Source organism: Roseomonas sp. CECT 9278, assembly GCF_918698155.1.
Classification (GTDB): domain Bacteria; phylum Pseudomonadota; class Alphaproteobacteria; order Acetobacterales; family Acetobacteraceae; genus Neoroseomonas.
Map to the genome: position 1 here is coordinate 1 of NZ_CAKKLX010000029.1, position 23,637 is coordinate 23,637.

Consider the following 23,637-nt stretch of genomic DNA (forward strand, 5'->3'; position numbering starts at 1 on the left):
GGCATGGTGCGCCCTTCCAACAGGTCCCACCCCTGAGCCCCTCCCCCCCACCAGCCCTTCACTCTCCGCGGGTCCGGGGGCACGTATGCCCCCGGCGGGTGGGTCCGGGAGGGCAGAGCCCTCCCGGTTCGCCCCGCGCCAAGCCGCCCCCACCCCTTCACGCCTGCTAGGACCGCCGCGCATGTGGGATCGTTTCCTGGGTCATCTCGCCGCGCGGCGGGGGTGGCGGATGTGGGTCACGGCGGTGGGGCTGGGGGCCTTGGCGGCGCTGGCCTTGCCGCCGGTGCATGCGGTGCCGGTCCTGTTCGTGGCGATCCCTGGATTGCTGGCGATGTGCGGCGCGCAGGGCGGGTCGCGCCGCGCCTTCTGGATAGGCTTTGCCTGGGGGTGGGGGTTTTTCGCCGCCGGGCTGTACTGGATCACCCATGCCATCCTGACCGAGGTGGATCGGTTCTGGTGGCTGGTGCCGATCGCGGTGCCCGCGCTGGCGCTTCCGCTGGCGGTGTTCGTGGCGCTGCCGGCGGCGGTGGCGGTGCGGGTGCCGGCCGGCTGGGCTCGCGTGCTGGTGTTCGGCGGCGCCTTCGTGCTGTGCGAATTGCTGCGCGGCTGGGTGTTCACCGGTTTCCCGTGGAACCTGCTGGGCACCGTCTGGGCCTTCGAGGCGCTGCCGGTGCAGGGGGCGGCCTGGGTCGGCGTGCATGGCTTGTCGCTGGTGACGGTGCTGGTCGCGGCGACCCCGCTGCTGGGCTGGCGGGCGATGGCAGGCGGGGCCGCCGTGCTGGCCGGCTTCGCGGTGTTCGGCGCGCTGCGCCTGTGGCCGGCGGAACCCGCACCGCAACCGGCCGGCATCCTGATCGTTCAAGGCAATGTGGCGCAGGAGGTGAAGTGGCGTGAGGACCAGCGCATCCCGATCCTGCGCCGCTACATCGAGGGCACCCGGGATGCCGCCCTGGCTGCGTTGCGCGAACTGCCCCCTGAATCTAACCTGATTGTAATATGGCCCGAGACTGCCGTTCCGTTCCTGCTCGCCGACGATCCCGAGGTGCGGCAGCTGGTCGCGGGGGCCTTGCCGCAGCGCGCCATGCTGCTGACCGGCACGGTGCGGGCGGAGCGTGGGTTCGACGGGCGGGCCCGGCGCGTGTTCAATTCCCTGGTCGCGATCGACCCGGCGGGGGAGGTCCGTGGCCTGCAGGACAAGATGCACCTGGTGCCCTTCGGCGAATACATGCCGCTGTCGGGCCTGCTGCCGGTGCGCCTGGTGCAGGGCGGCATGGATTTCACGCCGGGCGATTCGCGCCGCGCGGTGCGTGCGGGATGGGTGCCGGCCTTCGGTGCGCTGATCTGCTACGAGGTGATTTTTCCCGCAGCGGTTGTGCCGGCCGACCGTCCGGCCTGGTTGGTCAATGTCACCAACGACGCGTGGTTCGGGATCTCGGCGGGCCCGTGGCAGCACCTGGCGGCGGCGCGGTTGCGGTCGGTCGAGGAAGGGCTGCCGCTGGCACGCGCGGCACAGACGGGTGTCTCGGCGGTTTTCGATGCACGCGGGCGGGAGGTTGCGCGCACGGAACTGGGTGAAACCGCGGTGTTGCAGGCGCCATTGCCCGCCCCGCGCGAGGCGACGCCCTTCGCGCGGCTTGGTCTTGTGATCCCGATCACTTTTTCGATGGGCGTGATCGCTCTGGGGTGGTTGTCGGGGCGAAGGGCGTCGCGCGGTGGGCGAGGCGCTGTTGGTGATCCGCTGCCGGACCGTCTCAAAAAACGAGAATAAGAAAAAGAGTTGACGAAAGATGAAGCGCCGCCTATTCCTGTGACACTCCAGGGGCGTTAATCCCTGACTTACCGTTATGCGAAGGGCGCGTGTACAAATGCGGGCTGCGGAGGGCCGGATGGCGAGTGATGAGACCGTAGAGCGCGTCGAGCGCGAACACCGGGCCAGCCCGATCGACGTGCATGTCGGCACGCGTGTGCGCCTGCGCCGGACGCTCCTGGGCATGAGCCAGGAGAAGCTTGGCGAGGCGCTCGGCCTGACCTTCCAGCAGATCCAGAAGTATGAACGTGGGGTGAATCGTATCGGTGCCAGCCGGCTGTTCGACCTGGCGCGCGTGCTCGACGTGCCGATCGGCTTCTTCTTCGACGACATGTCGCCCGAGCTCGGCGGCAATGCCGCCAATCGTTCGCGCGGCGCCGCCTTCGGCTTCGCCGAGGGCCAGGAGGGCTTCGAGGACGATACGCTGCATCGCCGCGAGACGCTGGAGCTGGTGCGCGCCTATTACCGCATCACCGACCCGTCGGTCCGCAAGCGCGTCTTCGACCTGATCAAGACGCTGTCGCCGAACGAATAGCCTGGCGCGCCGCGGGTCACACCCCGCGCGCGCAATGCAGCACCACCGTCGGGCGGCCTGGGGTGATCTGCAGGTCGATCTCGTCCGGCCGTGTCCAGCCGAGCGTGATGGTGCCGCTGGCCGGGTCCAGCCCGCGTTCCTGGGGCGCGCCGAACAGGCGTTCGAGCCGTGCCCGCACCGCATCCGCCTGCGCCGGGTCGCCCTGCGCCGACACGCAGACCAGGCCGCCATTGCGTGCATCGAAGGCGAAGGCGACGGTCAGCCGCAAGGCGCCCGACGCGAATTCGCCCGAGGCGCGGTATTCCATGCGCGCATTCGGCACCGGCCGTCGTTCGGCCAGCGGCAGCGCCCGGACGGCCCCGCGGGAGGCGGCCAGCACCTGCTGCTGGGTCATGCCCCAGCGCGTGAATTCCCAATGCGCCGCGGCGGGCTGGACCAGGCCCAGGAGCAGGGCGCCCGCAAGCAGGCTCCGCCCCCGCATCACGCCCGCCCGTGGCAGACCTTGAACTTCTTGCCCGACCCGCAGGGGCAGGGGGCATTGCGCGCGGTGCGGTGCCAGGTCGTCGGATCGTTCGGGTCCACGCCCTCGGCGACCGGCCGCGGCGCCGCGGTCCCGATCGCCATCGGCACCGCTTCATAGGTCGTGCCGCCGGCGCCGGCCATCTCCAGCTCCGCCGCCGCCATGTCCGGGTCGGGGTGGCGCATGTCGAGGAAGCCGATGCCCTCCGGGGAGGGCGGCGGGGCATCGGGGCGGAGCTCGATGCGCAGCAGCAGCGATGTCACGCGCTCGCGCAGGTCGCCCAGCATGCCGTTGAACAGCGCGAAGGCCTCGGACTTGTATTCGTTCAGCGGGTCGCGCTGGCCGTACGCACGAAGCCCGATGCCCTGGCGCAGATGGTCGAGTGCGAGCAGGTGTTCCTTCCACACCTGGTCGAAGACCTGCAGCAGCAGCGACTTCTCGACCTGGCGCATGATCTCGGGGCCGACATTGGCGGCGCGCGCGGCATACGACCGGTCGGCCGCTTCCTCGAGCCGTTCGCGCACCGCGTCGTCGTCGATGCCTTCTTCCTTGGCCCAGTCGGCGACCGGGACATCGAGGTTCAGCACGTCCTGCACCTGGCGCTGCAGCGTCTCGAGGTCCCATTGCTCGGGATAGGCGTTCTCGGGGATGCAGCGGGCGACCAGGTCGCCGATCGTCTCGCGGCGCATCTCCTGCACCGTCTCGGCGACGTCGTCGGCCATCATGAAGGCGCGGCGCTGGGAATACACTTCCTTGCGCTGGTCGTTCATCACGTCGTCGTACTTCAGAAGGTTCTTGCGCATGTCGAAGTTGCGCGCCTCGACCTTCTTCTGCGCCTTCTCCAGCGCCTTGTTGATCCAGGGATGGACGATCGCCTCGCCTTCCTTCAGGCCGAGCCGGGTCAGCATCCCGCCCATGCGGTCGGAGCCGAAGATCCGCATCAGGTCGTCTTCGAGCGACAGGAAGAAGCGCGAGGCGCCGGGGTCGCCCTGGCGGCCCGACCGGCCGCGCAGCTGGTTGTCGATGCGCCGGCTCTCGTGGCGTTCCGTGCCGATCACGAACAGCCCGCCCGAGGCCTTCACGGCCGGGCGCACCGCCTCGACCTCGTTCTTGTGCTTGATGATGGCGGCATCGTAGGCCTCGCCCTCATTGGTGCCGGCCTCGTGGCGGGCCAGCATCTCGTAGTTGCCGCCGAGCTGGATGTCGGTGCCGCGGCCGGCCATGTTGGTCGCGATGGTCACCGCGCCCGGGCGGCCGGCCTGGGCGACGATGCCGGCCTCCTGCTCGTGGTAGCGGGCGTTCAGCACCTGGTGCGGCACGTTCTTCAGCTTGAGCAGCGAGGAGATCAGTTCCGACTTCTCGATGCTCGTGGTGCCGACCAGCACCGGCTGGCCGCGGTCGCGCGCCTCGGCGATCAGCGCGGCGACGGCCTCGTATTTCTCGGCGGCCGAACGATACACCTCGTCGTCGGAATCCTCGCGCGCCACCGGCACGTTGGTCGGGATCTCGACCACCTCGAGCTTGTAGATCTCGGCGAATTCGTCGGCCTCGGTCGATGCCGTGCCGGTCATGCCCGACAGCTTCGGGTACAGCCGGAAATAGTTCTGGAAGGTGATGGAGGCGAGCGTCTGGTTCTCCGGCTGGACGGTCACGTGCTCCTTGGCTTCCAGCGCCTGGTGCAGCCCGTCCGAATAGCGCCGGCCTTCCATCATGCGGCCGGTGAATTCGTCGATGATGACGATCTTGTCGTTGCGCACCACGTATTCGACGTCGCGCTTGAACAGCGTGTGGGCGCGCAGGCTCTGGTTCAGGTGGTGCACCACCGTGACGTTGCCGATGTCGTACAGGTCGCCCTCGGTCACCAGGCCGGCCTGCTTGAGCATTTCCTCGACGCGCTCGCTGCCGTCCTCGGTCAGCGTGACGGTGCGCTGCTTCTCGTCCTTCTCGTAGACCGCCGCGTCGCGCACCAGCTCCTTCACCACCTCGTCGACCTTGCGATACAGGTCGGAGGAATCCTCCGAAGGCCCGCTGATGATCAGCGGCGTGCGGGCCTCATCGACCAGGATGGAATCGACCTCGTCGACGATGCCATAGGCGAAGTCGCGCTGGACCATGTCCTCCAGCCGATACTTCATGTTGTCGCGCAGGTAGTCGAAGCCGTATTCGTTGTTGGTGCCGTAGGTGACGTCGCAGGCATAGGAATTGCGGCGCTCGTCATCGGTCAGCCCGTGCACGATGGTGCCGACCGTCAGCCCCAGGAACTTGTAGATCCGCCCCATCCACTCGGCGTCGCGGGTGGCCAGGTAGTCGTTCACCGTGACCACGTGGACGCCCTTGGCGGGCAGCGCGTTCAGGTAGACCGGCAGCGTCGCGACCAGGGTCTTGCCCTCGCCGGTCTTCATCTCGGCGATCTTGCCTTCGTGCAGCACCATGCCGCCGATCATCTGCACGTCGAAATGGCGCAGGCCGAGGACCCGCCGCGCGGCCTCGCGCACCGTGGCGAAGGCCTCGGGCAGCAGGTCGTCCAGGGTCTCGCCCTTGGCCAGGCGCTCGCGGAACAGCGCGGTCTGGTTGGCCAGCGCCTCGTCCGTCAGGGCCTGCATCTGCGGCTCGAGCGCGTTGATGGCCGGCACCCGCGCCTGGTAGCGCTTCAGCGCGCGGTCGTTGGAAGTACCGAAGATGGCGGCAGCGAGGCGGGCGAACATCGGGGGTGTCGGTCTCCGTCGGGCGGGCGGCCCGGGCGAGCATCGCCCCACGACAGGGGCATGGACTCGGATCGCGCCGCGCCCGGCCGGACCGAGCATGTCCAGGCGGGTCGCGGCGCGGCCCCGGCAGAGATAGGCGGGCACTCCCCCCGGGTCAACGCCGGCCGGGCTTTCCCTGCCTTGTGGCGCCGTGACGCTTCGGCCATCTTCGGGCCTTCCCCAGACCCGAGACCACATGATGCCGCCGCGCCGCCCTGCCCTTCCGCTCCGTGCGGCCCTTGCCCTGGCGATCACCGCCTGGGCCGTGCAGCCGGCGGGGGCGCAGCAACCGGCCCCGGCCCCGGCGGCATCGCCGGCCACCCCGGCCGATACCGTCGTCGCGCGGGTGGATGGCGAGGCGATCACGCTGGCGGACCTGGCCGCCGCGGCGCGCGACCTGCCCGAGGAAGTCCGCGGCGCACCGCCGCAGATGCTCTATCCCCTGCTGCTCGACCAGATGATCGCGGGCCGTTCCGTGACCGCCGCCGCACGCCGCGCGCGGCTGGACCAGGATGCCGAGGTGCGCGCCCGCATTCGCCGGGCCGAGGAACAGGAACTCCAGCAGGCCTGGCTGTCGCGCGAGATCGCGTCCCGCGTCAACGACGCCGCCATCCGCGCCCGCTACGACCGCGAGGTCGCCGGCCGCCCGGCCGAGGAAGAAGTCCGCGCCCGCCACATCCTGGTCCCCACCGAATCCGAGGCGCGCGCCGCGCTGGCCGAGGTGCGCGGCGGCGCCGACTTCATGGCGGTGGCGCAGCGCCGGTCCACCGGCCCGGGCGCGCGGGAGGGCGGCGACCTCGGCTTCTTCCGCCGCGCCGACATGGTGCCCGAATTCGCCGAGGCGGCGTTCCGGCTGCAGCCCGGCCAGGTCAGCGAGAACCCGGTGCAGTCCCCCTTCGGCTGGCATGTCATCAAGGTCGAGGAACGCCGCACCGCCGCCGCCCCGCCCTTCGAGGAAGTGGCCCAGGCGATCCGTCAGCAGCTGATGGAGGCCGAGGTCACCGCCGCCGTCGAGCGCGCCCGCGGCGAGGCGCGGGTCGAGCGCTTCAACCTGGATGGCTCCGCTCCGCGCGCCATCGACGCCGCCGAACCGCCCGCGCCGGCCGGCCCGCCCGCACGACCGGGTGCGCCGGCCCGGCGCTGAAGCGCCCTGGAGATTGCCGGCACCGGCCCGCGCCGGCGCCGCGTAGCGCAACGGCCGCTGGTTGCGGCCGCTGACCAAGACCACGACGCACGAAACGAGGAACCGCCATGGCTGGCCAGGCCCACCCCGTCTCCCCCCTCGCGCTGCCCATGCCCGAGATGCCGCCGGTGCCCGGCGTGCAGGTCGCCACCGGCATGGCCGAGATCCGCTACCGCGCGCGCGAGGACGTGATGGCCATGGCCTTCCCGGCCGGCACCACGGCGGCGGGGGTGTTCACCAAGAACCGCTGCCCGGGCGCGCCGGTCGAATGGTCGCGCGCCGCGCTGAAGGGCGGCCGCGCGCGCGGGCTGGTGGTGACCTCGGGCAATTCCAACGTCTTCACCGGCAAGGCCGGGCGCGAGACCTGCGCGCGCACCGCCGAGGAAGCCGCCCGCATCCTGGGCTGCAAGCCGAAGGAGATCTTCCTCGCCAGCACCGGCGTGATCGGCGAGCGCCTGCCGACCGAAAAGCTGGTCGGCGCGCTGCCGGCGGTGTTCGGCGCGGTGGCGGAGGCCGGCTTCGGCCACGCCGCGCGCGCCATCATGACCACCGACACCTTCCCCAAGGCCGCCACGCGCACCGCCATGATCGGCGAGACCAGCGTGACCATCGCCGGCATCGCCAAGGGGTCGGGCATGATCGCCCCCGACATGGCGACGATGCTGTCCTTCCTGGCGACCGACGCGAAGATTCCTGCCGCCGCCCTGCAGGCGCTGCTGAAGAAGGGCTGCGACAGGTCGTTCAACTGCGTGACGGTGGATTCCGACACCTCGACCTCCGACACCGTGATGCTGTTCGCCACCGGCGTGGCGAAGCACCCGCGCGTGCCGGCCGAGGGCGGCCCGGTGCTCAAGGACTTCGCCCGCGCACTGAACGAGGTGCTGATGGACCTCGCGCTGATGGTCGCGCGCGACGGCGAGGGCGCGCAGAAGCTGATCCGCATCGACGTGACCGGCGCCGTCACGGCGCGTTCCGCGCACCGCATCGGCATGTGCATCGCCAATTCGCCGCTGGTGAAGACCGCCATCGCCGGCGAGGACGCGAATTGGGGCCGCATCGTCATGGCCGTGGGCAAGGCCGGCGAGCCGGCCGATCGCGACAAGCTGTCGATCGCGGTCGGCGGCACCTGGATGGCGCGCGACGGCGGCGTGGTGGATGGCTACGACGAGACGCCCGTGGTGGCCCACATGAAGGGGCGCGAGGTCGAGATCACGGTCGATATCGGCCTCGGCCGCGGCAAGGCCACGGTGTGGACCTGCGACCTGACGCATGGGTACATCGACATCAACGGGTCGTACCGGAGCTGAGGCCGTCGCGCGCCGCGTCCCGCGCGGGCGGCGCGCTGCCATGGCGGATGCGGGCGCGCCGGATCGGCTGACCAGGCCCGGCAGCGCACGCCGCCGCCGCCGTGAACCCGGGCGCTGCTATTCCCCCTGTGCGATCCGCCCGGTCACGCCGAGCGCCGCGAGCTGCGCGATCTCCTCCGCCGTGTAGCCGGCCTCGTGCAGCACATCCGCGCCGTCGGCGCCAAGGCGTGGTGCCGGGCGGCGTTCGCCGGCCGGGCTGGCGGACCAGCGCGGACCGATCGCCGGCCGGCGCAGGCGGCCTTCCGTCGGGTGGTCTTCTGCCTCGAAGAAGCCGGTGGCGCGCAGGTGGGGGTCGTCGAACAGCGCGGCGATCTCGTTCACCGGCATGGCAGGGATGTCGGCCGCGATGAAGAAGTCCATCCACGCCGCCGTGTCGCGCTGCGCCATGATGCCGGCGACCATGTCGAGGATCTCGTCGATATGTGCGATGCGCGCGCCGTGGTCGGCGAAGCGCGGATCGGTCGCGACCAGGTCGGGCATGCCGAGCCCGGCGCAGAAGGCGCGCCAGTGCTTGTCGGTATAGACCATCGCGCAGATCCAGCCGTCCCGCGTGCGATAGGGCCGCCGGCCCGGCGAGAGCATGCGCGCATAGCCGCCCTGGTCGAGCGGCGGGTCGAAGCTCAGCCCGCCCAGGTGGTCGCCGAGCACGAAGGGCAGCATCGTCTCGAACATCGGCACGTCGACGCGCTGGCCCTGGCCGGTCTTCTCCCGGTGCAGCAGCGCGGCCGAGATCGCGCCGGCGGCCGCGAGCCCGACCACGCGGTCCACCAGGCCGAGAGGCACGTAGCCCGGCGTGCCGCCATGGATGCGCGCATTCAGCGCGGCGACGCCGACCGCGCCCTGCATCAGGTCGTCATAGGCGGACAGCGCGGCATAGGGTCCTTCCTGCGCGAAGCCATAGACGCCGGCATAGACGATGCGCGGATTGACGCGCGCCACCGCCGCGTAGCCCAGGCCGAGCCTTTCCATCGAATGCGGGCGCAGGTTGTAGACCAGCACGTCGGCGCGCTCCGCGAGCCGCAGCGCGGCCGCGAGGCCCTGAGGCTTCTTGAGGTCGAGCACCAGGCTGCGCTTGCCGCGATTGGTGTTGAGGAAGATCGGCCCCATCCCGGCATTCCGCGCCGGGCCGATGTGGCGGACGATGTCGCCCTCCGGCGGCTCGACCTTCACCACCTCGGCGCCCATGTCGGCCAGGGTCTGCGTCGCGTAGGGCCCCATCAGCGTCGAGGTGAGGTCGAGGACGCGGATCCCGGCGAGCGGACCAGCCATGGGCGTCAGGCTCCGGCCCGCGCTGGCGGCGGGCGATGTGTTCACGACAGTGGACAACAGGAACACGCAGGCGAAAACTTCGTCAAACGCGCCCGGCTGCCGGCCGGCGGGGAGGAGACGAGATGACAGCCATGCGGTTCGATCGGCGCGCGATGCTTGGTGTGGCGGCGGGCATGGTGGCAGCGCCCGCGCTGGCGCAGCCCGCCTGGCCGCGGCAGCCGGTCCGCATCATCGTTCCCGCCGCGGGCGGTGGTTCGTCCGACCCCGTCGCGCGCTTCGCCGCGCAGGACTTCCAGCGGCGCTTCGGCCAGCCCTTCGTGATCGAGAACCGCCCCGGCGCCTCCGGCAATGTCGGCATGATGGCGGCGGCACGCGCGCCGAATGACGGGCACACGCTGCTGTTCAGCTGGGCCGGGCCGCTCGCCACCAACATGGCGCTGTATCGCAACCTGACCTTCCATTCGCAGCGCGACTTCGACCCCATCGCGCGCTTCGGCGCGATCCCGAATGCGCTCGTGGTCGGGAAGAATTCGCCGGCGGCGACGCTGGCTGACCTGGTGGCCATGGCGCGGGCCAATCCGGGCGGCGTGAGCTACGGGTCGACGGGCAGCGGCAGCTCGATGCACCTGGCCGGCGCGATGCTGGCGGCGGCCACGGGCACGCAGTTGACGCATGTGCCCTATACCTCGCCTGCCGCCGCCACCACGGATGCCATTGCCGGGCGGCTGAGCGCGATGTTCCTCGGCGCGCCAGGGACAGTGCCGCTCAGCCGTGCGGGCGAGATCCGCGTGCTTGCCGTGCTGGCGGACAAGCGCGCGGATGTGCTGCCCGACGTGCCAACCGCCGCCGAACAGGGCTATCCGAGCGTGGTGATGGGCACCTGGTTCGCCTGGCTGGCGCCCAAGGGCGTACCGGCGGCGGTCGTCACGGCGTTGAACGGGGCGGTGAACGAGATGCTCGACGGCCCGGGGCGTGCGTGGCTGGTGCAGCAGGGCCTCGATGTCGCGGATGGCGCGGCGGGCGGGTCCCCGGCCGATCTGGAGCGCTTCCTGGCGACGGAGATCGAGCGCCATGCGGCGCTCGTGCGCTCGGCGAACATCACGGTCGACTGACCGTTGGCGCCTGCGCGTGGCGATGCGCGGCGCGGCTCAGCCGTGCAGGTGGCAGGCCACGCCGCCGCCGCCCGCCGCGGCGGTCCAGCGCGGCGCCGTGGTCGAGCACACCGGCATCGCCTGCACGCAGCGGGGATGGAAGGGGCAGCCCGGCGGCGGATTCGCCGCGGACGGAATTTCGCCGACGATGCGCGGCAGCACGCCACGCTGCGCTGGGTCCGGCACCGGCGAGGCCTCGCGCAGCATCTTCGCGTAGGGATGCAGCGGGTCGGCCAGCACGCGGGCCGAGGGCCCTTCCTCGACGATGCGGCCGAGATACATCACCGCGACGCGGTCGCAGAACCAGCGGATCACCGAGAGGTCGTGGCTGACGAACAGGAAGGACAGCCCGCGGCGTTCGCGCAACTGCTTCAGCAGCAGCAGCACCTGCGCCTGCACCGAGACATCGAGCGCGCTGACGGGTTCATCCGCGACGATCAGCTCAGGCTCCAGCGTGAGCGCGCGGGCGATGCCGATGCGCTGGCGCTGCCCGCCGGAGAATTCATGCGGCAGGCGATCGAGCGCGCCGGGCGGCAGGCCGACCTCATCGAGCAGCGCGGCGGCCCGGTCGCGTGCCTCGCGCCCGGTCGCGATGCCATGGACGCGCATCGGTTCCATCAATGCCGAACCGATGGTCTGCCGCGGATCGAGCGAGGAATAGGGGTCCTGGAAGACGATCTGCATCTTCCGCCGCAGCGCCTTCAGCGCGGCGCCGCGCGCGGCGCGCACATCCTCCCCGCGATACATGACCTGGCCGGCATCGGGTTCGATCAGGCGAAGCAGGGCGCGCGCCGCGGTGGACTTGCCGCAGCCGGATTCGCCGACCAGGCCGAAGGCCTCGCCCGGCGCGATGGTGAAGGAGACGTCCTCGACCGCGCGCACGGTCACGGTGCGCGGGCGCGGGAAGCCCTTGCGCTGCACGAAGTGCTTGCGCAGGCCCTGGACGGAGAGCAGCGGCTCACTCATTGCGCAGCTTCGGGTCGGTGGCGTCGCGCAGGCCGTCGCCCACCATGTTGAGGCCCAGCACCAGCAGCAGGATCGCGAAGCCCGGGAAGACAGCGAGCCAGGGACTGTCCAGGATGTTCTCGAACCCATCGCGGGTCATGCCGCCCCAGGTCGGCGTCGGCGGCTTCACGCCGAGGCCGATGAACGACAGCGAGGCCTCCACGCGCACCGCCGTCGCCATCCACAGCGAGGTCATCACCATCACCTCCGGCAGGATGTTCGGCAGGATGTGGCGGAACAGGATGCGCAGGTGGGAATAGCCGAGCGCGTGCCCGGCTTCGACGAAGGCGCGCTCCTTCAATGCCATGGTCGGCGCGCGGGCGATGCGCGCGAAGGGCGCGATGGCGGTCAGCGCGATCGCGACCACCAGGTTCACCAGGTCAGGCCCCAGCAGCGCCACCACGATCAGGCCGAGGATGAGCGAGGGGAAGGACAGCAGCACGTCCATCACCTGCATCACGAACAGGTCGAAGCGCCCGCCGATATAGCCCGAGACCATGCCGATGGTGCCGCCGATCACGCAGGCCACCGCGATGGCGCCGAGCGAGACTGTCAGCGAGATGCGCGCCCCCCACAGCAGGCGCGAGAGGATGTCGCGCCCGAACTGGTCGGTGCCGAGCGGATACTCGCCGCCCGGCGGCGCGAGCCGGCTGATGATGTCCTGCTCGGCCGGGTCATGCGGCGCGATCCAGGGGGCGAGGATCGCGGCCGCGAGGATCAGCAGGCAGATCACCGCGCCGACCAGCGTGGTGGGGTTGCTGCGCGCCTTGCCCAGCGCCTTGCGCCAGCCGGGCACGCGCGGGGCGGTGGGGGCTTCGGCGGTCGCGCTCATGCCTGCTTCACCCGCGGGTCCATCACGCCGTAGAGCAGGTCGGTGACCAGGTTCACCACCACGATCAGGAAGCAGTAGATCACCATCAGCCCCTGCAGCATGGAATAGTCGCGCTGGTTCAGCGCGCCGACGATGATCTTGCCGAGGCCGGGCCGGTTGAAGACGATCTCGGTCAGCACCGAATTGCCGATCAGGATGCCGACATACAGGCCGACCACGGTGACGACGGGCAGCGAGGCATTGCGCAAGCCGTGCACCCACACCACGCGCCGCCACGGCACGCCCTTGGCGCGCGCCGTGCGGATGTAGTCCTCGCCCAGCGAATGCAGCATCGCGCTGCGCGTCACGCGCGTGATGTAGGCCGCCATGGTCAGGCCCAGCGCCACGGCCGGCAGCACCACCTTGTGCAGCCGGTCGAGCGGGTCCGAGAGGTCGGCATTGCCGATCACCGGGAACAGCCGCCAATGCAGCCCGAACAGCAGCAGCAGGTAGATGCCCGACACGAAGACCGGGAAGGACAGCCCGATCAGCGACAGCAGCCGCGCCACGACATCGATCGTGCGGTTGCGATAGAGCGCCGCCCAGATGCCCACGGGCACGCCGACCACGACGCCGAGCACCATCGATGCCAGCGTCAGGTCGATGGTGTGCGGCAGCACCGCGCTCACTTCCTCGAGGATGGGGCGGCCGGTGACGAGCGAGGCCCCGAAATTCCCCATCAGCGCATTGCTCACGAAGGTCCAGTACTGGACCCACATCGGCTGGTCGAGGCCGAGCCGCGTGCGCAGCGCGGCGGCGGCTTCGGCCGTCGCCTGGTCGCCCAGGATCACCAATGCCGGATCGCCGGGCACGATGCGGACGATGATGAACACCACCGTCAGCACCGCGAGCAGCGTCGGCACCGCCGCGAGCAGCCGCTTGGCGACGAACCAGATCATCGGCTGGCGGCGCTGCCCGTCACCGCAGCCGCGAGGCTTCGGTGATCTGCGGGCCGAGGCTCAGCGAGCCACGCAGCGGGTAGCCGTAGTCGACGCTGTCGCGGCGGGCGAAGACCAGCAGCGTCTCGATCAACGGGATGCCGCAGACACTCTCCACCAGCTTGCGCTGCGCCGTGGCCCAGAGGCGGAGCTGCTCCGCCCGGTCGGTCGCGACGCGCGCCGCGTCGATCTCGGCATCGGCCATGCCGCAATGCGAGAAGTTGGTCACCGCGGTCGGCGTGCCGACGATGCTGCGCGAATGGAAGAACTGCGACAGGTAGATGTCCGCGATCGGGAAGCGCGCCGCCGAATAATAGACCAGCGGCGACAGGTTCTGCCGGATCTGCTGGTGGAAGGTCGCGTGTTCCACCACCTGCAGGTCGAGCGTGATGCCGGCACGGCGCAGCTGCTGCTGGATCACCTGCATCGCCGCCAGCATCTCGGGCAGCTGGGTGTGCACGACGCGCACGGTGATGCCGTTCGGGTGGCCGGCCTCGGCCAGCAGGGCGCGGGCGCGCGCCGGGTCGTGCGGCAGCAGGCCATTGTCGGCGGAGAAGCCGAGGTAGCCGCGCGGCACCAATGACTGGCCCTCGCGGCTGGTATCCTGGCCGCGCCAGCGCACCAGCTCCGCGCGGTTCACGGCATGCGCCAGCGCCCGGCGCACGCGGATGTCGTTGAACGGCGGCTGGGTGATGTTGACGTTGATGATGGCGAGCTCGGCCGGTTCGAAGACATCGACCGTCACACCCTGCTGCTGGCGCACGCGGTTGACCCAGGTCTGGTCCGACCGCCCGTAGTTCAGGTCGAGCTCGCGATTCTGGAAGGCCAGGTCGCGCGAGGCATCGGAGGGGATGAAGCGGTAGGAAATGCGCGCGATCTGCGGCGCGCCGCGGAAGTACGCGGGGTTGGCGACGAATTCGGCGCTCTGGTTCGGCGTCACGCGCTCCAGCGCGAAGGGGCCGGTGCCGATCGGCGCGCGGTTGAAGCCTTCGCCGCGCTCCTCGACCGCGCGGCGCGAGACGATGAAGCCGCCGGCATAGTTGGTCAGCACGCCGAGCAGGTTCGGCACATTCTCGCGCAGCACGATGCGGACGGTGTGCGGGTCCACCGCCTCGACCGTCTGGATCGCGCGCAGGTCGGCGCTGAAGGCGCTGGTCTGGGCATTCGCGGCCTTGCGCAGGCTGAACACCACGTCGTCCGCGGTCAGCTCGCCGAAATTGCCGTGGAAGCGCACGCCGCGGCGCAGGTGGAAGGTCCAGGTGCGGCCATCCGCGCTGGTCTCCCAGCGTTCGGCCAGGTCGGGCTCGATGGCGGCGGCGTCGATCGACCCCGGGGGGAAGCGCACCAGGCCATTGAACATCCAGGGCATCGGCACGCGGTCGATGGTCGAGACCGCGAAGTGCGGATCGAGCCGCCCCATGTCCTGCGCCGCCATGCCGACGCGCAGCGTGCCCTGCTGCGCCATCGCGGCCGGCGCGACCATGGCGAAGGCCGCCGCCAGCAATCCCGCGCGAAGCTTCATTGTCCAGTCTCCCTGCTTTTCATCATGCATCCTGCGTCGCGACGGCGGTTGCAGCTGTCGCGACATGGCAGCGCGCGCGATGCGCGGTGCCGACATGCGCCAGGACCTGCGGTGCCTCGCAGCCCGCCCGCCTGTCGGCGCAGCGCGAGGCGAAGGCGCAGCCGACCGGCATGGCATCGAGCGGCGGCACGCGCCCCGGGATCGCCGCCAGCGCCTGGTGCGGCTGATCGAGCCGCGGGATCGCGGCGAACAGCGCGCGGGTATACGGATGCGCCGGGGCTGCGAAGATGTTCCCGACCGGCCCTTCCTCGACGATCTGGCCGGCATACATCACCGCGACCCGGTCCGCGATCTGCGCCACCACGCCGAGGTTGTGGGTGATGAACAGCACCGCCATCCCGTGCCGTTCGCGCAGGTCCGCGAGCAGGCCGAGCACTTGCGCCTGGATGGTGACGTCCAGCGCCGTGGTGGGTTCGTCCGCCAGCAGCACCGCGGGTTCGCAGGCCAGCGCCATGGCGATCATCACGCGCTGCCGCATCCCGCCGGAGAACTGGTGCGGGTATTCGCGCAGCCGCGTCGCCGCCGAGGGGATCTTCACTTCGTCGAACAGGGTGCGCGCCTTGTCCAGCGCAGCGGCGCGCGACAGTCCCTTGTGGATGACCAGCGCCTCGGCGACCTGGTCGCCGACCGTCATCACCGGGTTCAGCGATGTCATCGGCTCCTGGAAGATCATGCCGATGCGGTCGCCGCGCAGGCTCTCCCACTGCTTCTCCGGCAGGCCGGCGACGTTGCGCCCATCGAGCATGATGCGCCCGCCGGCGACGCGCCCGAGCGGCGGCTGCACCAGCCCCATGATCGACAGCGCGGTGACCGATTTGCCGCAGCCGCTCTCGCCGACCAGCGCCAGGGTCTCGTTGCGCGACAGGCTGAAGGACACGCCGCGCACGGCCTGGCGCCAGGTTCCGGCGATGCGGAACTCGGTGCGCAGGTCCTCGACCTCCAATGCAGCGGCGGCATGCATCACGGCAGCGTGGCCGCGCGGCGCTGCGCTGTCCAGCATCGTCGTGCCGCGTTGCGCCCGGGGCGGCGCAAGGCTAGCCATGGCGACCGCATGCCGGGGGGACGTGTCCGATGCGCAGCATGGTCTTCGCCGAGGCGTTGCTGCCCGAGGGTTGGCGCCGCGACGTGCGCGTCGAGGTGGATGCCGACGGCCGCATCGCAACCGTCACGGCGGATGCCGGCGCCGGGCGCCTGATCGCTCTGCCCGGCATGCCCGACCTGCATTCGCATGCCTTCCAGCGCGGCATGGCAGGCCTCACGGAACATGCCGGTGCCAGCGACGATTCGTTCTGGACCTGGCGTGCGCTCATGTACCGCTTTCTCGAACACCTCACGCCCGAGGATGTCGAGTCGATCGCGACGCTTGCCTACGCGGAGATGCTGGAGGGCGGCTTCACCCGCGTCGGCGAATTTCACTACCTGCACCACGCGGCGGACGGCACGCCCCATGCCGACCGTGCCGAGATGGCGTTCCGCATCGCCGCGGCGGCGCAAGCGACGGGCATCAACCTGACCCTGCTGCCCACCTTCTACGCGCATGGCGAGATCGGCGGCGCGCCGCCAGCACCGGGGCAGCGGCGCTTCGTCAACGACCTCGATGGCTTCGCGATGCTGGTCGAAGGCAGCCGCCGTGCCATTGCGCGCCTTCCCGGTGCCAATCTGGGCCTCGCCCCGCATTCCCTGCGCGCCGCGACGATCGAGGAGATCCGCGCCGTGGCGATGATGGCGCAGCCGGGCGAACCGCTGCACATCCATGCCGCCGAGCAGGTGAGGGAGGTCGAGGCCGCGATCCGCATCCTCGGTCTGCCGCCGATCGCCGCGTTGATCGAGGCCGGGCTGCTCTCCGATCGCTGGTGCCTGATCCACGCGACGCACGGCACGGCGGACGAACTGGCGCGCGTCGCGCAGCTCGGCGGCGTGGCGGGGCTGTGTCCGGTGACCGAGAGCAACCTCGGCGACGGCATCTTCCCGGCATCTGGCTTCCGCGACGTCGGCGGCCTGTTCGGCGTGGGGACGGATTCCAACGTGCTGATCTCGGCGGCGATGGAACTGCGCACGCTGGAATATTCCCAGCGGCTTGGGCTGCGCTCGCGCAACGTGCTGGCGCCGCGCGGCGGGTCGACCGGGCGCGCGCTGTGGCAGGCGGCGGTCGAGGGCGGCAGCCGCGCGCTCGCCGCCGGGCCGGCCGGCATCGCGCCTGGCGGCTGGGCGGACCTGGTGCTGCTGGACCCCGCGGCGCCCGCCTTCGCGGCGCGCTCCGGCGACCGTGTGCTCGACAGCCTGGTCTTCGCCGCGCGCGACGGCGCCATCCGCGAGGTCTGGGTGCGCGGCACGCGCGTCGTCGCGGACGGTGTGCATCCGTTGCGCGTCGATGCCGAGCGGCACGTCGCCGCGATCCTCGCGCGCATCCTGGCGGCGTAGCGCCTTCACATCGCGGCCGCGGCGCGGCGCAGAGTCGGGTCGAAGGGATTTACCTGGCGGCTGATCGCCGTCGCCTCCTGCCGCAGCATGCCGGCGATGATCGCCTTGCGATCCGGCGTCAGGCGGTCGGTGGTGGTGCCGATGGACAGCGCCGCGACAGCGCGCCCCTCGGCATCCAGAATGGGCACGCCGACGCCGGCCATGCCCGGGATCAGCCCGCTGGCGCCGCCGCAGAAACCATCGCGCCGCACCTGCAGCAGTTCGGCGCGCAACGATGCCTCGTCCGGCCCGCCGTAGTCGCGCATGCGCGGCAGGTTGTGGCGGATCGCCTCGTCCTGCTCGGCCGGCGGCAGGAAGGCGAGGATCGCCACCGAGCCCTGGCCGATGCCGAGCGGCACGCGCCCGCCAATATCCCCGGTAAAGGAACGGATCGGCAGCGGCCCCGCGCTGCGCTCGATGCACACCGCGTCGTAGCCGTTGTGGACGAGGAGGAAGAGTGTCTCCCCCAGCGACGCGGTCAGCCGCAGCAGGGTCGGCCGCGCCAGGTCGCGCAGCCCCACCACGTTGCCGGCCCTCGCCGCCAGCAGAAAGAGATCGAGCCCGAGCGTGTAGCGCTTGCTGCGCGCATCGAAGGCGACGATGGCCTCGGCGCCCAGCGCGCGCAGGATGCGATGCGTCGTGGGCCGCGGCAGCGCCGCACGCTCGGCCAGGTCGGTGAGGCGGATGCCGCCGGAACCGGCGCTGCCGATCAGCCGCAGCAGGCTGAAAACGCGCCCGACGCTGCCGGCGGCGCTTGTCTCGTGTTCCATCTGTCGTGCACCCAGCGCCCGATATCGCACATGAAATTCCGTTGAATGGAATTTTCGATCGCCGATTGCCATTGACTGAAATTGACACTTGCCCGCCACCAAAACGCAACGGGATAGTCACGACCGACCGAAGTTTCTTCCGCGAGAGGGGCGAGCAGCATGGCCCGTTGGCGTGTCGGCGTGGATTCCGGCGGAACCTTCACGGATGTCTGCCTGTTTGACGAGGAGGCTGGCCGCGTCGAGGTGTGGAAGGTTTCCTCGACACCCGACGATCCGTCGCGCGGCATCGCGCAGGGCGTCGAGGAAGGGATGCGGCGCGTCGAGCCCGATGCCGCGCAGCCCGGCTCGCCGGTCGCGTATTTCGGCCACGGCACCACGGTCGCGACCAATGCGCTGATCCAGCATCGCGGCGTGAAGACCGGCCTGGTCACCACCGATGGCTTCCGCGACCTGCTGGAGATCGGTCGACAGAAGCGACCCGACCTGTACGACATGCAGGCGGATAAGCCACCGACCCTCGTCTCGCGCGACCTGCGCCACGAGGTCCCGGAGCGTGTGCGCCATGACGGCCGCATTGACCTGGCGCTCGACGAGGACCGCATGCGCGCCGCGGCGAAGGCGCTCAAGCAGGCCGGCGTGAAGGCGATCGCCGTCTCCTTCCTGTACGGTTTCATCCGGCCCGAGCACGAGAAGCGCGCCGTCGAGATCCTGCGCGCCGAGATGCCCGATGTCTTCATCAGCGCCGGCCACGAGATCGCCCCCGAATTCCGCGAGTTCGAGCGCCTGTCGACCGTGGTGCTGAACGCCTATCTCGGCCCGGTCATGCGCAACTACATCGAGCGCCTGACGCCGCGGCTGCGCGACCTCGGCATGACCGCGACGCCGCACCTCACGCAGTCCAATGGCGGCGTCATCGGCTTCGGCACGGCGGCCGAGATGCCGGTCCGCGCGGTGCTCTCCGGTCCCTCCACGGGCGTGGTCGGCGCCCAGGCGATCGGCGCGGTCGCGGGCTTCGAGGATCTCATCACCTTTGACATGGGCGGTACGTCGACCGACGTGGCGCTGCTGAATGGCGGGGCCTGCAAGCTGACCTCGGAGGCCATCGTGCATGGCTATCCGATCAAGGCGCCGATGCTGGACATCCACACGGTCGGCGCCGGTGGCGGGTCGATCGCGCATATCGATGCCGGCGGCCTGCTGAAGGTCGGCCCGCGCAGCGCCGGCGCCGATCCCGGGCCGGTCTGCTACGGCCGCGGCAATGCCGAGCCCGCCACCACCGATGCCAATGTCGTGCTGCAGACGCTGAACCCGCACTACCTGCTCGCTGGCCGCATGAAGGTCGACCAGGGGCTGGCGAAGGACGCCATCGGGCGGCTCGCCGCGCAGCTCGGCCTCGGCTTGATGGAGACGGCGCAGGGCATCATCTCGGTCGTCACCGCCAACATGGCGCGGGCGATCCGGGTGATTTCCGTGCAGCGCGGCTACGACCCGCGCGACTACACGCTGATGGCCTTCGGCGGCGCCGGCCCGCTGCACGCGGCGCGCCTGGCGCGCGAGCTCGACATGAAGCGTGTGCTGGTGCCGCCCTATCCCGGCATCCTGTGCGCCATGGGGCTGCTGCTGACCGACCTGCGCGCCGACTTCGCCGCGACCAAGCTGCTGCCGGCGACGGCGGGGTCGGTGGGCGAGGTGGCCGCGGCCTTCGATGGCCTGGCCAAGCGCGCGACCGAGTGGTTCGCGCATGAGGAGATCGCCGCGGGCGACCGCCACCTCAGCCGTACCGCGGACATGCGCTACGCCGGGCAGAACTACGAGCTTGCGGTGCCGCTGCCGGACGGCCCGGTGTGCGCCGCGACCATCGCGACGCTGGCCGAGGGCTTCGCGGAGTCCCACAAGCAGCGCTACGGCTTCGTCGCGGAGGGCGAGCCGGTGCAGCTCGTGACCCTGCGCCTGGAAGCGACCGGGCGCGTGAAGAAGGCGGAGCTGAAATCCTACCCCGAGGCAGGCCCCGACGCCGCCGGCGCCATCATCGGAGAGCGCGACGTGTGGTTCCCCGAGGCCGGGGCCTTCGTCGCCACGCCGATCTATGCGCGCGAGGCGCTCAAGCCTGGCAATACCTTCACCGGCCCGGCCATCGTCGAGCAGATGGACACCACCACGGTCGTCCTGCCCCGTATGACCGCGCGGGTGGATGCGTACCTGAACCTGATCCTGGAGGTGGCGGCATGAATGACGCAGCCCACGCCCCGGTGCTCGACCCCATCACGGTCGAGGTGATCGGCGCCGCGCTCTCCTCCATCGTCGAGGAGACCGGCGAGGCGCTGATCCGCGCCTCCTACTCCACCAACATCAAGGAGCGGCGGGACTGCTCCACCGCGCTGTTCGACACCAGCGGGAATACGCTGTGCCAGGCGGAGCACATCCCGATCCACCTGGGGTCCTTCATCGGCATCGTGCCGCATATCCTGAAGCTGCACGATGCGGCGCAGATGCAGCCCGGCGACGTCTTCGTCGGCAACGACGCCTATGAAGGCGGCGGCACCCACCTGCCCGACATCGTGCTGGCCGAACCGATCTTCGTCGATGGTGCGATCGTCGCCTGGACGGTGAACCTGGCGCATCATTCCGACTTCGCCGATCGCGGGCATGCGCACATCTACCAGGAAGGGCTGCGCATCCCGCCGGTGCGCCTGTATCGCGCGGGCGAGCTGCAGAAGGATGTCCTCGACCTCATCCTGCTGAACTGCCAGGTGCCGCGGGAACGCCTGTCGGACCTGCGCGCGCAGATGGCGGCGAACCGCGTGGGCGTGCAGCGTTTCCAGGCGCTCTGCACGAAGTACGGCACAGCGGTGGTGATGGCGGCCGGTGCCGCGCTGCTCGACTACGCCGAACGCAAGATGCGCGCCGGCATCGCCGCCATGCCCGACGGCAGCTGGACCTTCGAGGACGTCTTCGAAAGCACGGAGGTCACGGAGCACCTGCCCTTGCATGTGCGCGTCACCGTGCAGGGCGATGCGATGTCGCTGCATTTCGACAGCCCAAAGCAGCTCCGCGCCGGGTTGAACATGACCTGGACCGCGCTCGCCGCCACCGCCTACTACGTGGTGAAGTCGGTGGTCGATCCGACCATCCTGCCCAATGCCGGCCTGGCGCGGCCGCTGACCGTCACGGCGCCGAGCGGGACGGTGCTGAATTGCAGCCATCCCGCCGCGGTGAACGGGCGCGTGCAGACCTGCCAGCGTGTCTCGGACCTGATCCTGGGCGCGCTGGCGCAGGCGGTGCCGGACCGCGTGACGGCCTGCTCCAATTCCGTCTGCACCGTCGCGACCTTCATCGGCCAGCGCGAGGATGACGGCGCGATCTGGGTCTACCTCGAGACCATGGGCGGTGGCGCCGGCGCGCGTGCGACCAAGGATGGGCTGGATGGCGTGCATGTCCATGTCACCAACACCTCCAACCTGCCGGTCGAGGCGCTGGAGATCGAATACCCGCTGACGCTGATGCGCTATGAGCTGGTGGATGATTCCGGCGGCGTCGGCCAGTTCCGCGGTGGCATGGGGCTGCGCCGTGTCTACCGCGCCGATGCCGATTGCCGCGTGCGCGTGGACGTGTCGCGCCTGACGTCGAAATCCTGGGGGCTGTTCGGGGGCGGTGCCGGCGGGCATGGCGCGATCGAATGCGGGCCTGGCGTGACCTTCGACAGGGACAACGCGGTGCTCAAGGCCGGCCAGTGGTTCGCTGTCGTCAGTCCCGGCGCCGGCGGCTACGGCGCGCCCGACAAGCGCGACGCCGCCGCCGTGGCCCGCGACCTGGCCGAAGGCGCGATCGGGCAGAAGACGGCACGCGACATCTACCGCTACGCTGGGTGAACCAAGGCTTCGTCTGGGCAACAACGAAACAGGAGAGCTTCGCAATGGGTCCGACCGTATCCCGCCGCGCCGTCATGGCCGGCGCCGCAAGCCTGCCCTTCCTGCGCGCCGCTGGGGCCCGCGCCGCCACGCCAGGTGTGCTGACCTTCGGCCTCTCCTCCTTCCCACCCAGCATCCAGCCCTGGGCGAATACCGGCACCGCCGCGGCGACGGTGAAGCTGATGATCTATCGCGGCCTGACCTCCTATGGCCCCGATGGCGCGCTGCGCGGAGAGCTGGCGGAATCCTGGCAACCGATCGGCACGCAGGGCTGGGAATTCAAGCTGCGCGACGCGCGCTTCCAGAACGGCGAGAAGGTGACCTCGGCGGATGTGAAGTGGACGATCGAGCAGATCGCCGCGGAACGCTCCACCGCCTATTTCCGCGCCGAGATGCAGGGCGTCGAGCGCGTCGAGACGCCGGACGACCGCACGGTGCGCATCATGCTGAGGAACCCGGTGGCGACGCTGCCGATCATGATGGCGTCCTATCACCTGCCGATCATCTCGCGGAACTCTCCACGCGGTCAGTTCATCGGTGCCGGCCCGTTCACCATCAAGGCGCAGGAGCGCGGTGTCTCGATCGAGCTCGAGCCCTTCGCGGGCTTCTTCCGGCCGGGCCTGCCGAAGCTGAAGCGCATCCGCGCCATCGCCTATGCCGACGAGAACCTGCGCGTCGCCGCGCTGCGGTCGGGTGACGTGGACCTGATCGAGTACGTGCCCTGGCAGTCGATGGACGCCATCAGCGCCGACCCGGCCCTGAAGCTCGACACCGTCGATGGCGCCTTCATGTTCCTGGTGTTCAACGGCACGCGCGCGCCCTTCAACGACGCCCGCGTACGCCGCGCCGTCGCGCACGCCATCAAGCGCGACGAGCTGGTGCGCGCCGCCTTCTTCGGCCGCGGCTCCGCGCTCATGCAGCTGCCGGTCGCTGAATCCAGCCCCTTCTACAACGCCGAGTTCAAGGAAGGCTGGAAGTACGACCCGGACCTGTCGAAGCGCCTGCTGGCCGAGGCCGGGCATGGTGGCGGCATTTCCTGCTCGCTGCTGTCCACCGCGCAATACGGCATGCACAAGGACACCGCCGAGGTCGTGCAGCAGCACCTCGCTGCCGTCGGCATCCGCGCGGAGCTGAACCTGCCGGACTGGGCGACGCGCGTCGCGATCGGCAATCGCGGCCAGTACGACATCGGCGTGATGGGCACCGCGGCGGATTCCAACGATCCGGACGGCATCGCGAACTTCATCGACGGTTCGCTCTCGCCATCCTACGTGCGCAGCTTCGGCCTCAAGGTCGACCGCATCACCGAGTTGCTGGCCGCCGGGCGCGCCGAATTCGACCAGGCCAAGCGTCGCGACATCTATCGCGAGATGGAACGCGTCGCGATCGAGCAGGCGCCGATGGTCGGCCTCACCTGGCGCAGCCAGGGCTATGCGATGCGCCGCCAGGTCACCGGCTTCACCAACCTGCCTGGCGCGCTGACCTTCTATTCCGGCCTGACCTTCGAGACGACCGACGTGGCCTGAC

18 protein-coding genes are annotated in these 23,637 nt (G+C 70.4%); 9 read left to right on the plus strand and 9 right to left on the minus strand.

The features are described 5' to 3' along the window. Nucleotides 1-181 precede the first annotated feature (181 nt). Together lnt and LQ222_RS17465 are read left to right on the plus strand one after the other, a co-directional pair. Nucleotides 182-1,768: an apolipoprotein N-acyltransferase gene (lnt, locus tag LQ222_RS17460; RefSeq protein ID WP_230168119.1), complete on the plus strand. Its 1,587-nt coding sequence runs from the start codon at nt 182-184 to the stop codon at nt 1,766-1,768. A 118-nt stretch (nt 1,769-1,886) separates the two neighbouring features. Then, nucleotides 1,887-2,342 carry a helix-turn-helix domain-containing protein gene (locus LQ222_RS17465; RefSeq protein ID WP_230168120.1) on the plus strand — a complete coding sequence of 152 codons (456 nt, stop codon included), beginning with the start codon at nt 1,887-1,889 and terminating at the stop codon, nt 2,340-2,342. A 16-nt stretch (nt 2,343-2,358) separates the two neighbouring features. Here LQ222_RS17465 and LQ222_RS17470 read toward each other — a convergent pair whose 3' ends face one another. Together LQ222_RS17470 and secA are read right to left on the minus strand one after the other, a co-directional pair. Further along, entirely contained in the window at nt 2,359-2,823 is a 465-nt protein-coding gene (locus LQ222_RS17470) for a hypothetical protein (protein ID WP_230168121.1), read from the minus strand. Beyond that, nucleotides 2,823-5,567, minus strand: a complete 2,745-nt coding sequence (gene secA, locus LQ222_RS17475) for a preprotein translocase subunit SecA (protein ID WP_230168122.1) — start codon at nt 5,565-5,567, stop codon at nt 2,823-2,825. Before secA ends, LQ222_RS17470 begins: the two co-directional genes overlap by 1 nt. A gap of 235 nt (nt 5,568-5,802) precedes the next feature. Here secA and LQ222_RS17480 point away from each other — a divergent pair, with 235 nt between their 5' ends. Then, entirely contained in the window at nt 5,803-6,750 is a 948-nt protein-coding gene (locus LQ222_RS17480; protein WP_230168123.1) for a peptidylprolyl isomerase, read from the plus strand. Nucleotides 6,751-6,857: 107 nt separating this feature from the next. Further along, nucleotides 6,858-8,096, plus strand: coding sequence for a bifunctional glutamate N-acetyltransferase/amino-acid acetyltransferase ArgJ (argJ, locus tag LQ222_RS17485; RefSeq protein ID WP_230168124.1), 1,239 nt, complete (start codon nt 6,858-6,860; stop codon nt 8,094-8,096). A gap of 117 nt (nt 8,097-8,213) precedes the next feature. Here argJ and LQ222_RS17490 read toward each other — a convergent pair whose 3' ends face one another. Further along, nucleotides 8,214-9,425, minus strand: a complete 1,212-nt coding sequence (locus LQ222_RS17490) for a CaiB/BaiF CoA-transferase family protein (RefSeq protein ID WP_230168125.1) — start codon at nt 9,423-9,425, stop codon at nt 8,214-8,216. Nucleotides 9,426-9,556: 131 nt separating this feature from the next. On the opposite strand from LQ222_RS17490, the gene LQ222_RS17495 reads away from it, so the two are divergent. Continuing rightward, nucleotides 9,557-10,537, plus strand: coding sequence for a tripartite tricarboxylate transporter substrate binding protein (locus LQ222_RS17495; RefSeq protein ID WP_230168126.1), 981 nt, complete (start codon nt 9,557-9,559; stop codon nt 10,535-10,537). A 36-nt stretch (nt 10,538-10,573) separates the two neighbouring features. On the opposite strand, the gene LQ222_RS17500 is transcribed toward LQ222_RS17495, so the two are convergent. Genes LQ222_RS17500 through LQ222_RS17520 form a run of 5 tightly spaced genes read right to left on the minus strand, consistent with a single transcriptional unit; the run spans nt 10,574 to nt 15,972 of the window. Further along, entirely contained in the window at nt 10,574-11,542 is a 969-nt protein-coding gene (locus LQ222_RS17500) for an ABC transporter ATP-binding protein (RefSeq protein ID WP_230168127.1), read from the minus strand. Continuing rightward, on the minus strand, nt 11,535-12,413 hold the full coding sequence (locus LQ222_RS17505; protein WP_230168128.1) for an ABC transporter permease: 879 nt from the start codon (nt 12,411-12,413) through the stop codon (nt 11,535-11,537). The genes LQ222_RS17500 and LQ222_RS17505 overlap by 8 nt, the downstream gene beginning before the upstream one ends. Next, nucleotides 12,410-13,351: an ABC transporter permease gene (locus LQ222_RS17510; RefSeq protein WP_230168129.1), complete on the minus strand. Its 942-nt coding sequence runs from the start codon at nt 13,349-13,351 to the stop codon at nt 12,410-12,412. Before LQ222_RS17510 ends, LQ222_RS17505 begins: the two co-directional genes overlap by 4 nt. Before the next feature lie 19 nt (nt 13,352-13,370). Further along, the gene (locus LQ222_RS17515) at nt 13,371-14,912 is read right to left on the minus strand and encodes an ABC transporter substrate-binding protein (protein ID WP_230168130.1); all 1,542 of its coding nucleotides are present in this window, start codon (nt 14,910-14,912) and stop codon (nt 13,371-13,373) included. 22 nt (nt 14,913-14,934) lie between these two features. Continuing rightward, the gene (locus tag LQ222_RS17520; protein WP_230168131.1) at nt 14,935-15,972 is read right to left on the minus strand and encodes an ABC transporter ATP-binding protein; all 1,038 of its coding nucleotides are present in this window, start codon (nt 15,970-15,972) and stop codon (nt 14,935-14,937) included. 71 nt (nt 15,973-16,043) lie between these two features. Between LQ222_RS17520 and LQ222_RS17525 the strand changes: the two genes are divergently transcribed. After that, entirely contained in the window at nt 16,044-17,393 is a 1,350-nt protein-coding gene (locus LQ222_RS17525) for a formimidoylglutamate deiminase (protein WP_230168132.1), read from the plus strand. A 5-nt stretch (nt 17,394-17,398) separates the two neighbouring features. On the opposite strand, the gene LQ222_RS17530 is transcribed toward LQ222_RS17525, so the two are convergent. Beyond that, nucleotides 17,399-18,202 (minus strand): IclR family transcriptional regulator, encoded by an 804-nt coding sequence (locus tag LQ222_RS17530; protein ID WP_230168133.1) that lies wholly within the window; start codon nt 18,200-18,202, stop codon nt 17,399-17,401. A gap of 159 nt (nt 18,203-18,361) precedes the next feature. On the opposite strand from LQ222_RS17530, the gene LQ222_RS17535 reads away from it, so the two are divergent. From LQ222_RS17535 to LQ222_RS17545, 3 genes are read left to right on the plus strand one after another with little or no spacing between them, the layout of a single operon-like run. After that, nucleotides 18,362-20,431 carry a hydantoinase/oxoprolinase family protein gene (locus LQ222_RS17535; protein ID WP_230168134.1) on the plus strand — a complete coding sequence of 690 codons (2,070 nt, stop codon included), beginning with the start codon at nt 18,362-18,364 and terminating at the stop codon, nt 20,429-20,431. Beyond that, nucleotides 20,428-22,071: a hydantoinase B/oxoprolinase family protein gene (locus LQ222_RS17540; protein ID WP_230168135.1), complete on the plus strand. Its 1,644-nt coding sequence runs from the start codon at nt 20,428-20,430 to the stop codon at nt 22,069-22,071. The genes LQ222_RS17535 and LQ222_RS17540 overlap by 4 nt, the downstream gene beginning before the upstream one ends. Before the next feature lie 44 nt (nt 22,072-22,115). Then, nucleotides 22,116-23,636, plus strand: a complete 1,521-nt coding sequence (locus tag LQ222_RS17545; protein WP_230168136.1) for an ABC transporter substrate-binding protein — start codon at nt 22,116-22,118, stop codon at nt 23,634-23,636. The last annotated feature ends 1 nt before the right edge of the window (nt 23,637 follow it).

Bases quoted from the DNA above. Each gene is read 5' to 3' on its own strand.
- LQ222_RS17500 (WP_230168127.1), bottom strand. From the start codon at position 11,542: ATGAGTGAGCCGCTGCTCTCCGTCCAGGGCCTGCGCAAGCACTTCGTG.
- LQ222_RS17540 (WP_230168135.1), top strand. From the start codon at position 20,428: ATGAATGACGCAGCCCACGCCCCGGTGCTCGACCCCATCACGGTCGAG.
- LQ222_RS17515 (WP_230168130.1), bottom strand. From the start codon at position 14,912: ATGAAGCTTCGCGCGGGATTGCTGGCGGCGGCCTTCGCCATGGTCGCG.
- LQ222_RS17530 (WP_230168133.1), bottom strand. From the start codon at position 18,202: ATGGAACACGAGACAAGCGCCGCCGGCAGCGTCGGGCGCGTTTTCAGC.
- LQ222_RS17465 (WP_230168120.1), top strand. From the start codon at position 1,887: ATGGCGAGTGATGAGACCGTAGAGCGCGTCGAGCGCGAACACCGGGCC.
- LQ222_RS17480 (WP_230168123.1), top strand. From the start codon at position 5,803: ATGATGCCGCCGCGCCGCCCTGCCCTTCCGCTCCGTGCGGCCCTTGCC.
- lnt (WP_230168119.1), top strand. From the start codon at position 182: ATGTGGGATCGTTTCCTGGGTCATCTCGCCGCGCGGCGGGGGTGGCGG.
- LQ222_RS17495 (WP_230168126.1), top strand. From the start codon at position 9,557: ATGCGGTTCGATCGGCGCGCGATGCTTGGTGTGGCGGCGGGCATGGTG.
- LQ222_RS17510 (WP_230168129.1), bottom strand. From the start codon at position 13,351: ATGATCTGGTTCGTCGCCAAGCGGCTGCTCGCGGCGGTGCCGACGCTG.
- LQ222_RS17470 (WP_230168121.1), bottom strand. From the start codon at position 2,823: ATGCGGGGGCGGAGCCTGCTTGCGGGCGCCCTGCTCCTGGGCCTGGTC.
- LQ222_RS17525 (WP_230168132.1), top strand. From the start codon at position 16,044: ATGCGCAGCATGGTCTTCGCCGAGGCGTTGCTGCCCGAGGGTTGGCGC.
- LQ222_RS17535 (WP_230168134.1), top strand. From the start codon at position 18,362: ATGGCCCGTTGGCGTGTCGGCGTGGATTCCGGCGGAACCTTCACGGAT.
- LQ222_RS17545 (WP_230168136.1), top strand. From the start codon at position 22,116: ATGGGTCCGACCGTATCCCGCCGCGCCGTCATGGCCGGCGCCGCAAGC.
- secA (WP_230168122.1), bottom strand. From the start codon at position 5,567: ATGTTCGCCCGCCTCGCTGCCGCCATCTTCGGTACTTCCAACGACCGC.
- LQ222_RS17520 (WP_230168131.1), bottom strand. From the start codon at position 15,972: ATGCTGGACAGCGCAGCGCCGCGCGGCCACGCTGCCGTGATGCATGCC.
- argJ (WP_230168124.1), top strand. From the start codon at position 6,858: ATGGCTGGCCAGGCCCACCCCGTCTCCCCCCTCGCGCTGCCCATGCCC.
- LQ222_RS17490 (WP_230168125.1), bottom strand. From the start codon at position 9,425: ATGGCTGGTCCGCTCGCCGGGATCCGCGTCCTCGACCTCACCTCGACG.
- LQ222_RS17505 (WP_230168128.1), bottom strand. From the start codon at position 12,413: ATGAGCGCGACCGCCGAAGCCCCCACCGCCCCGCGCGTGCCCGGCTGG.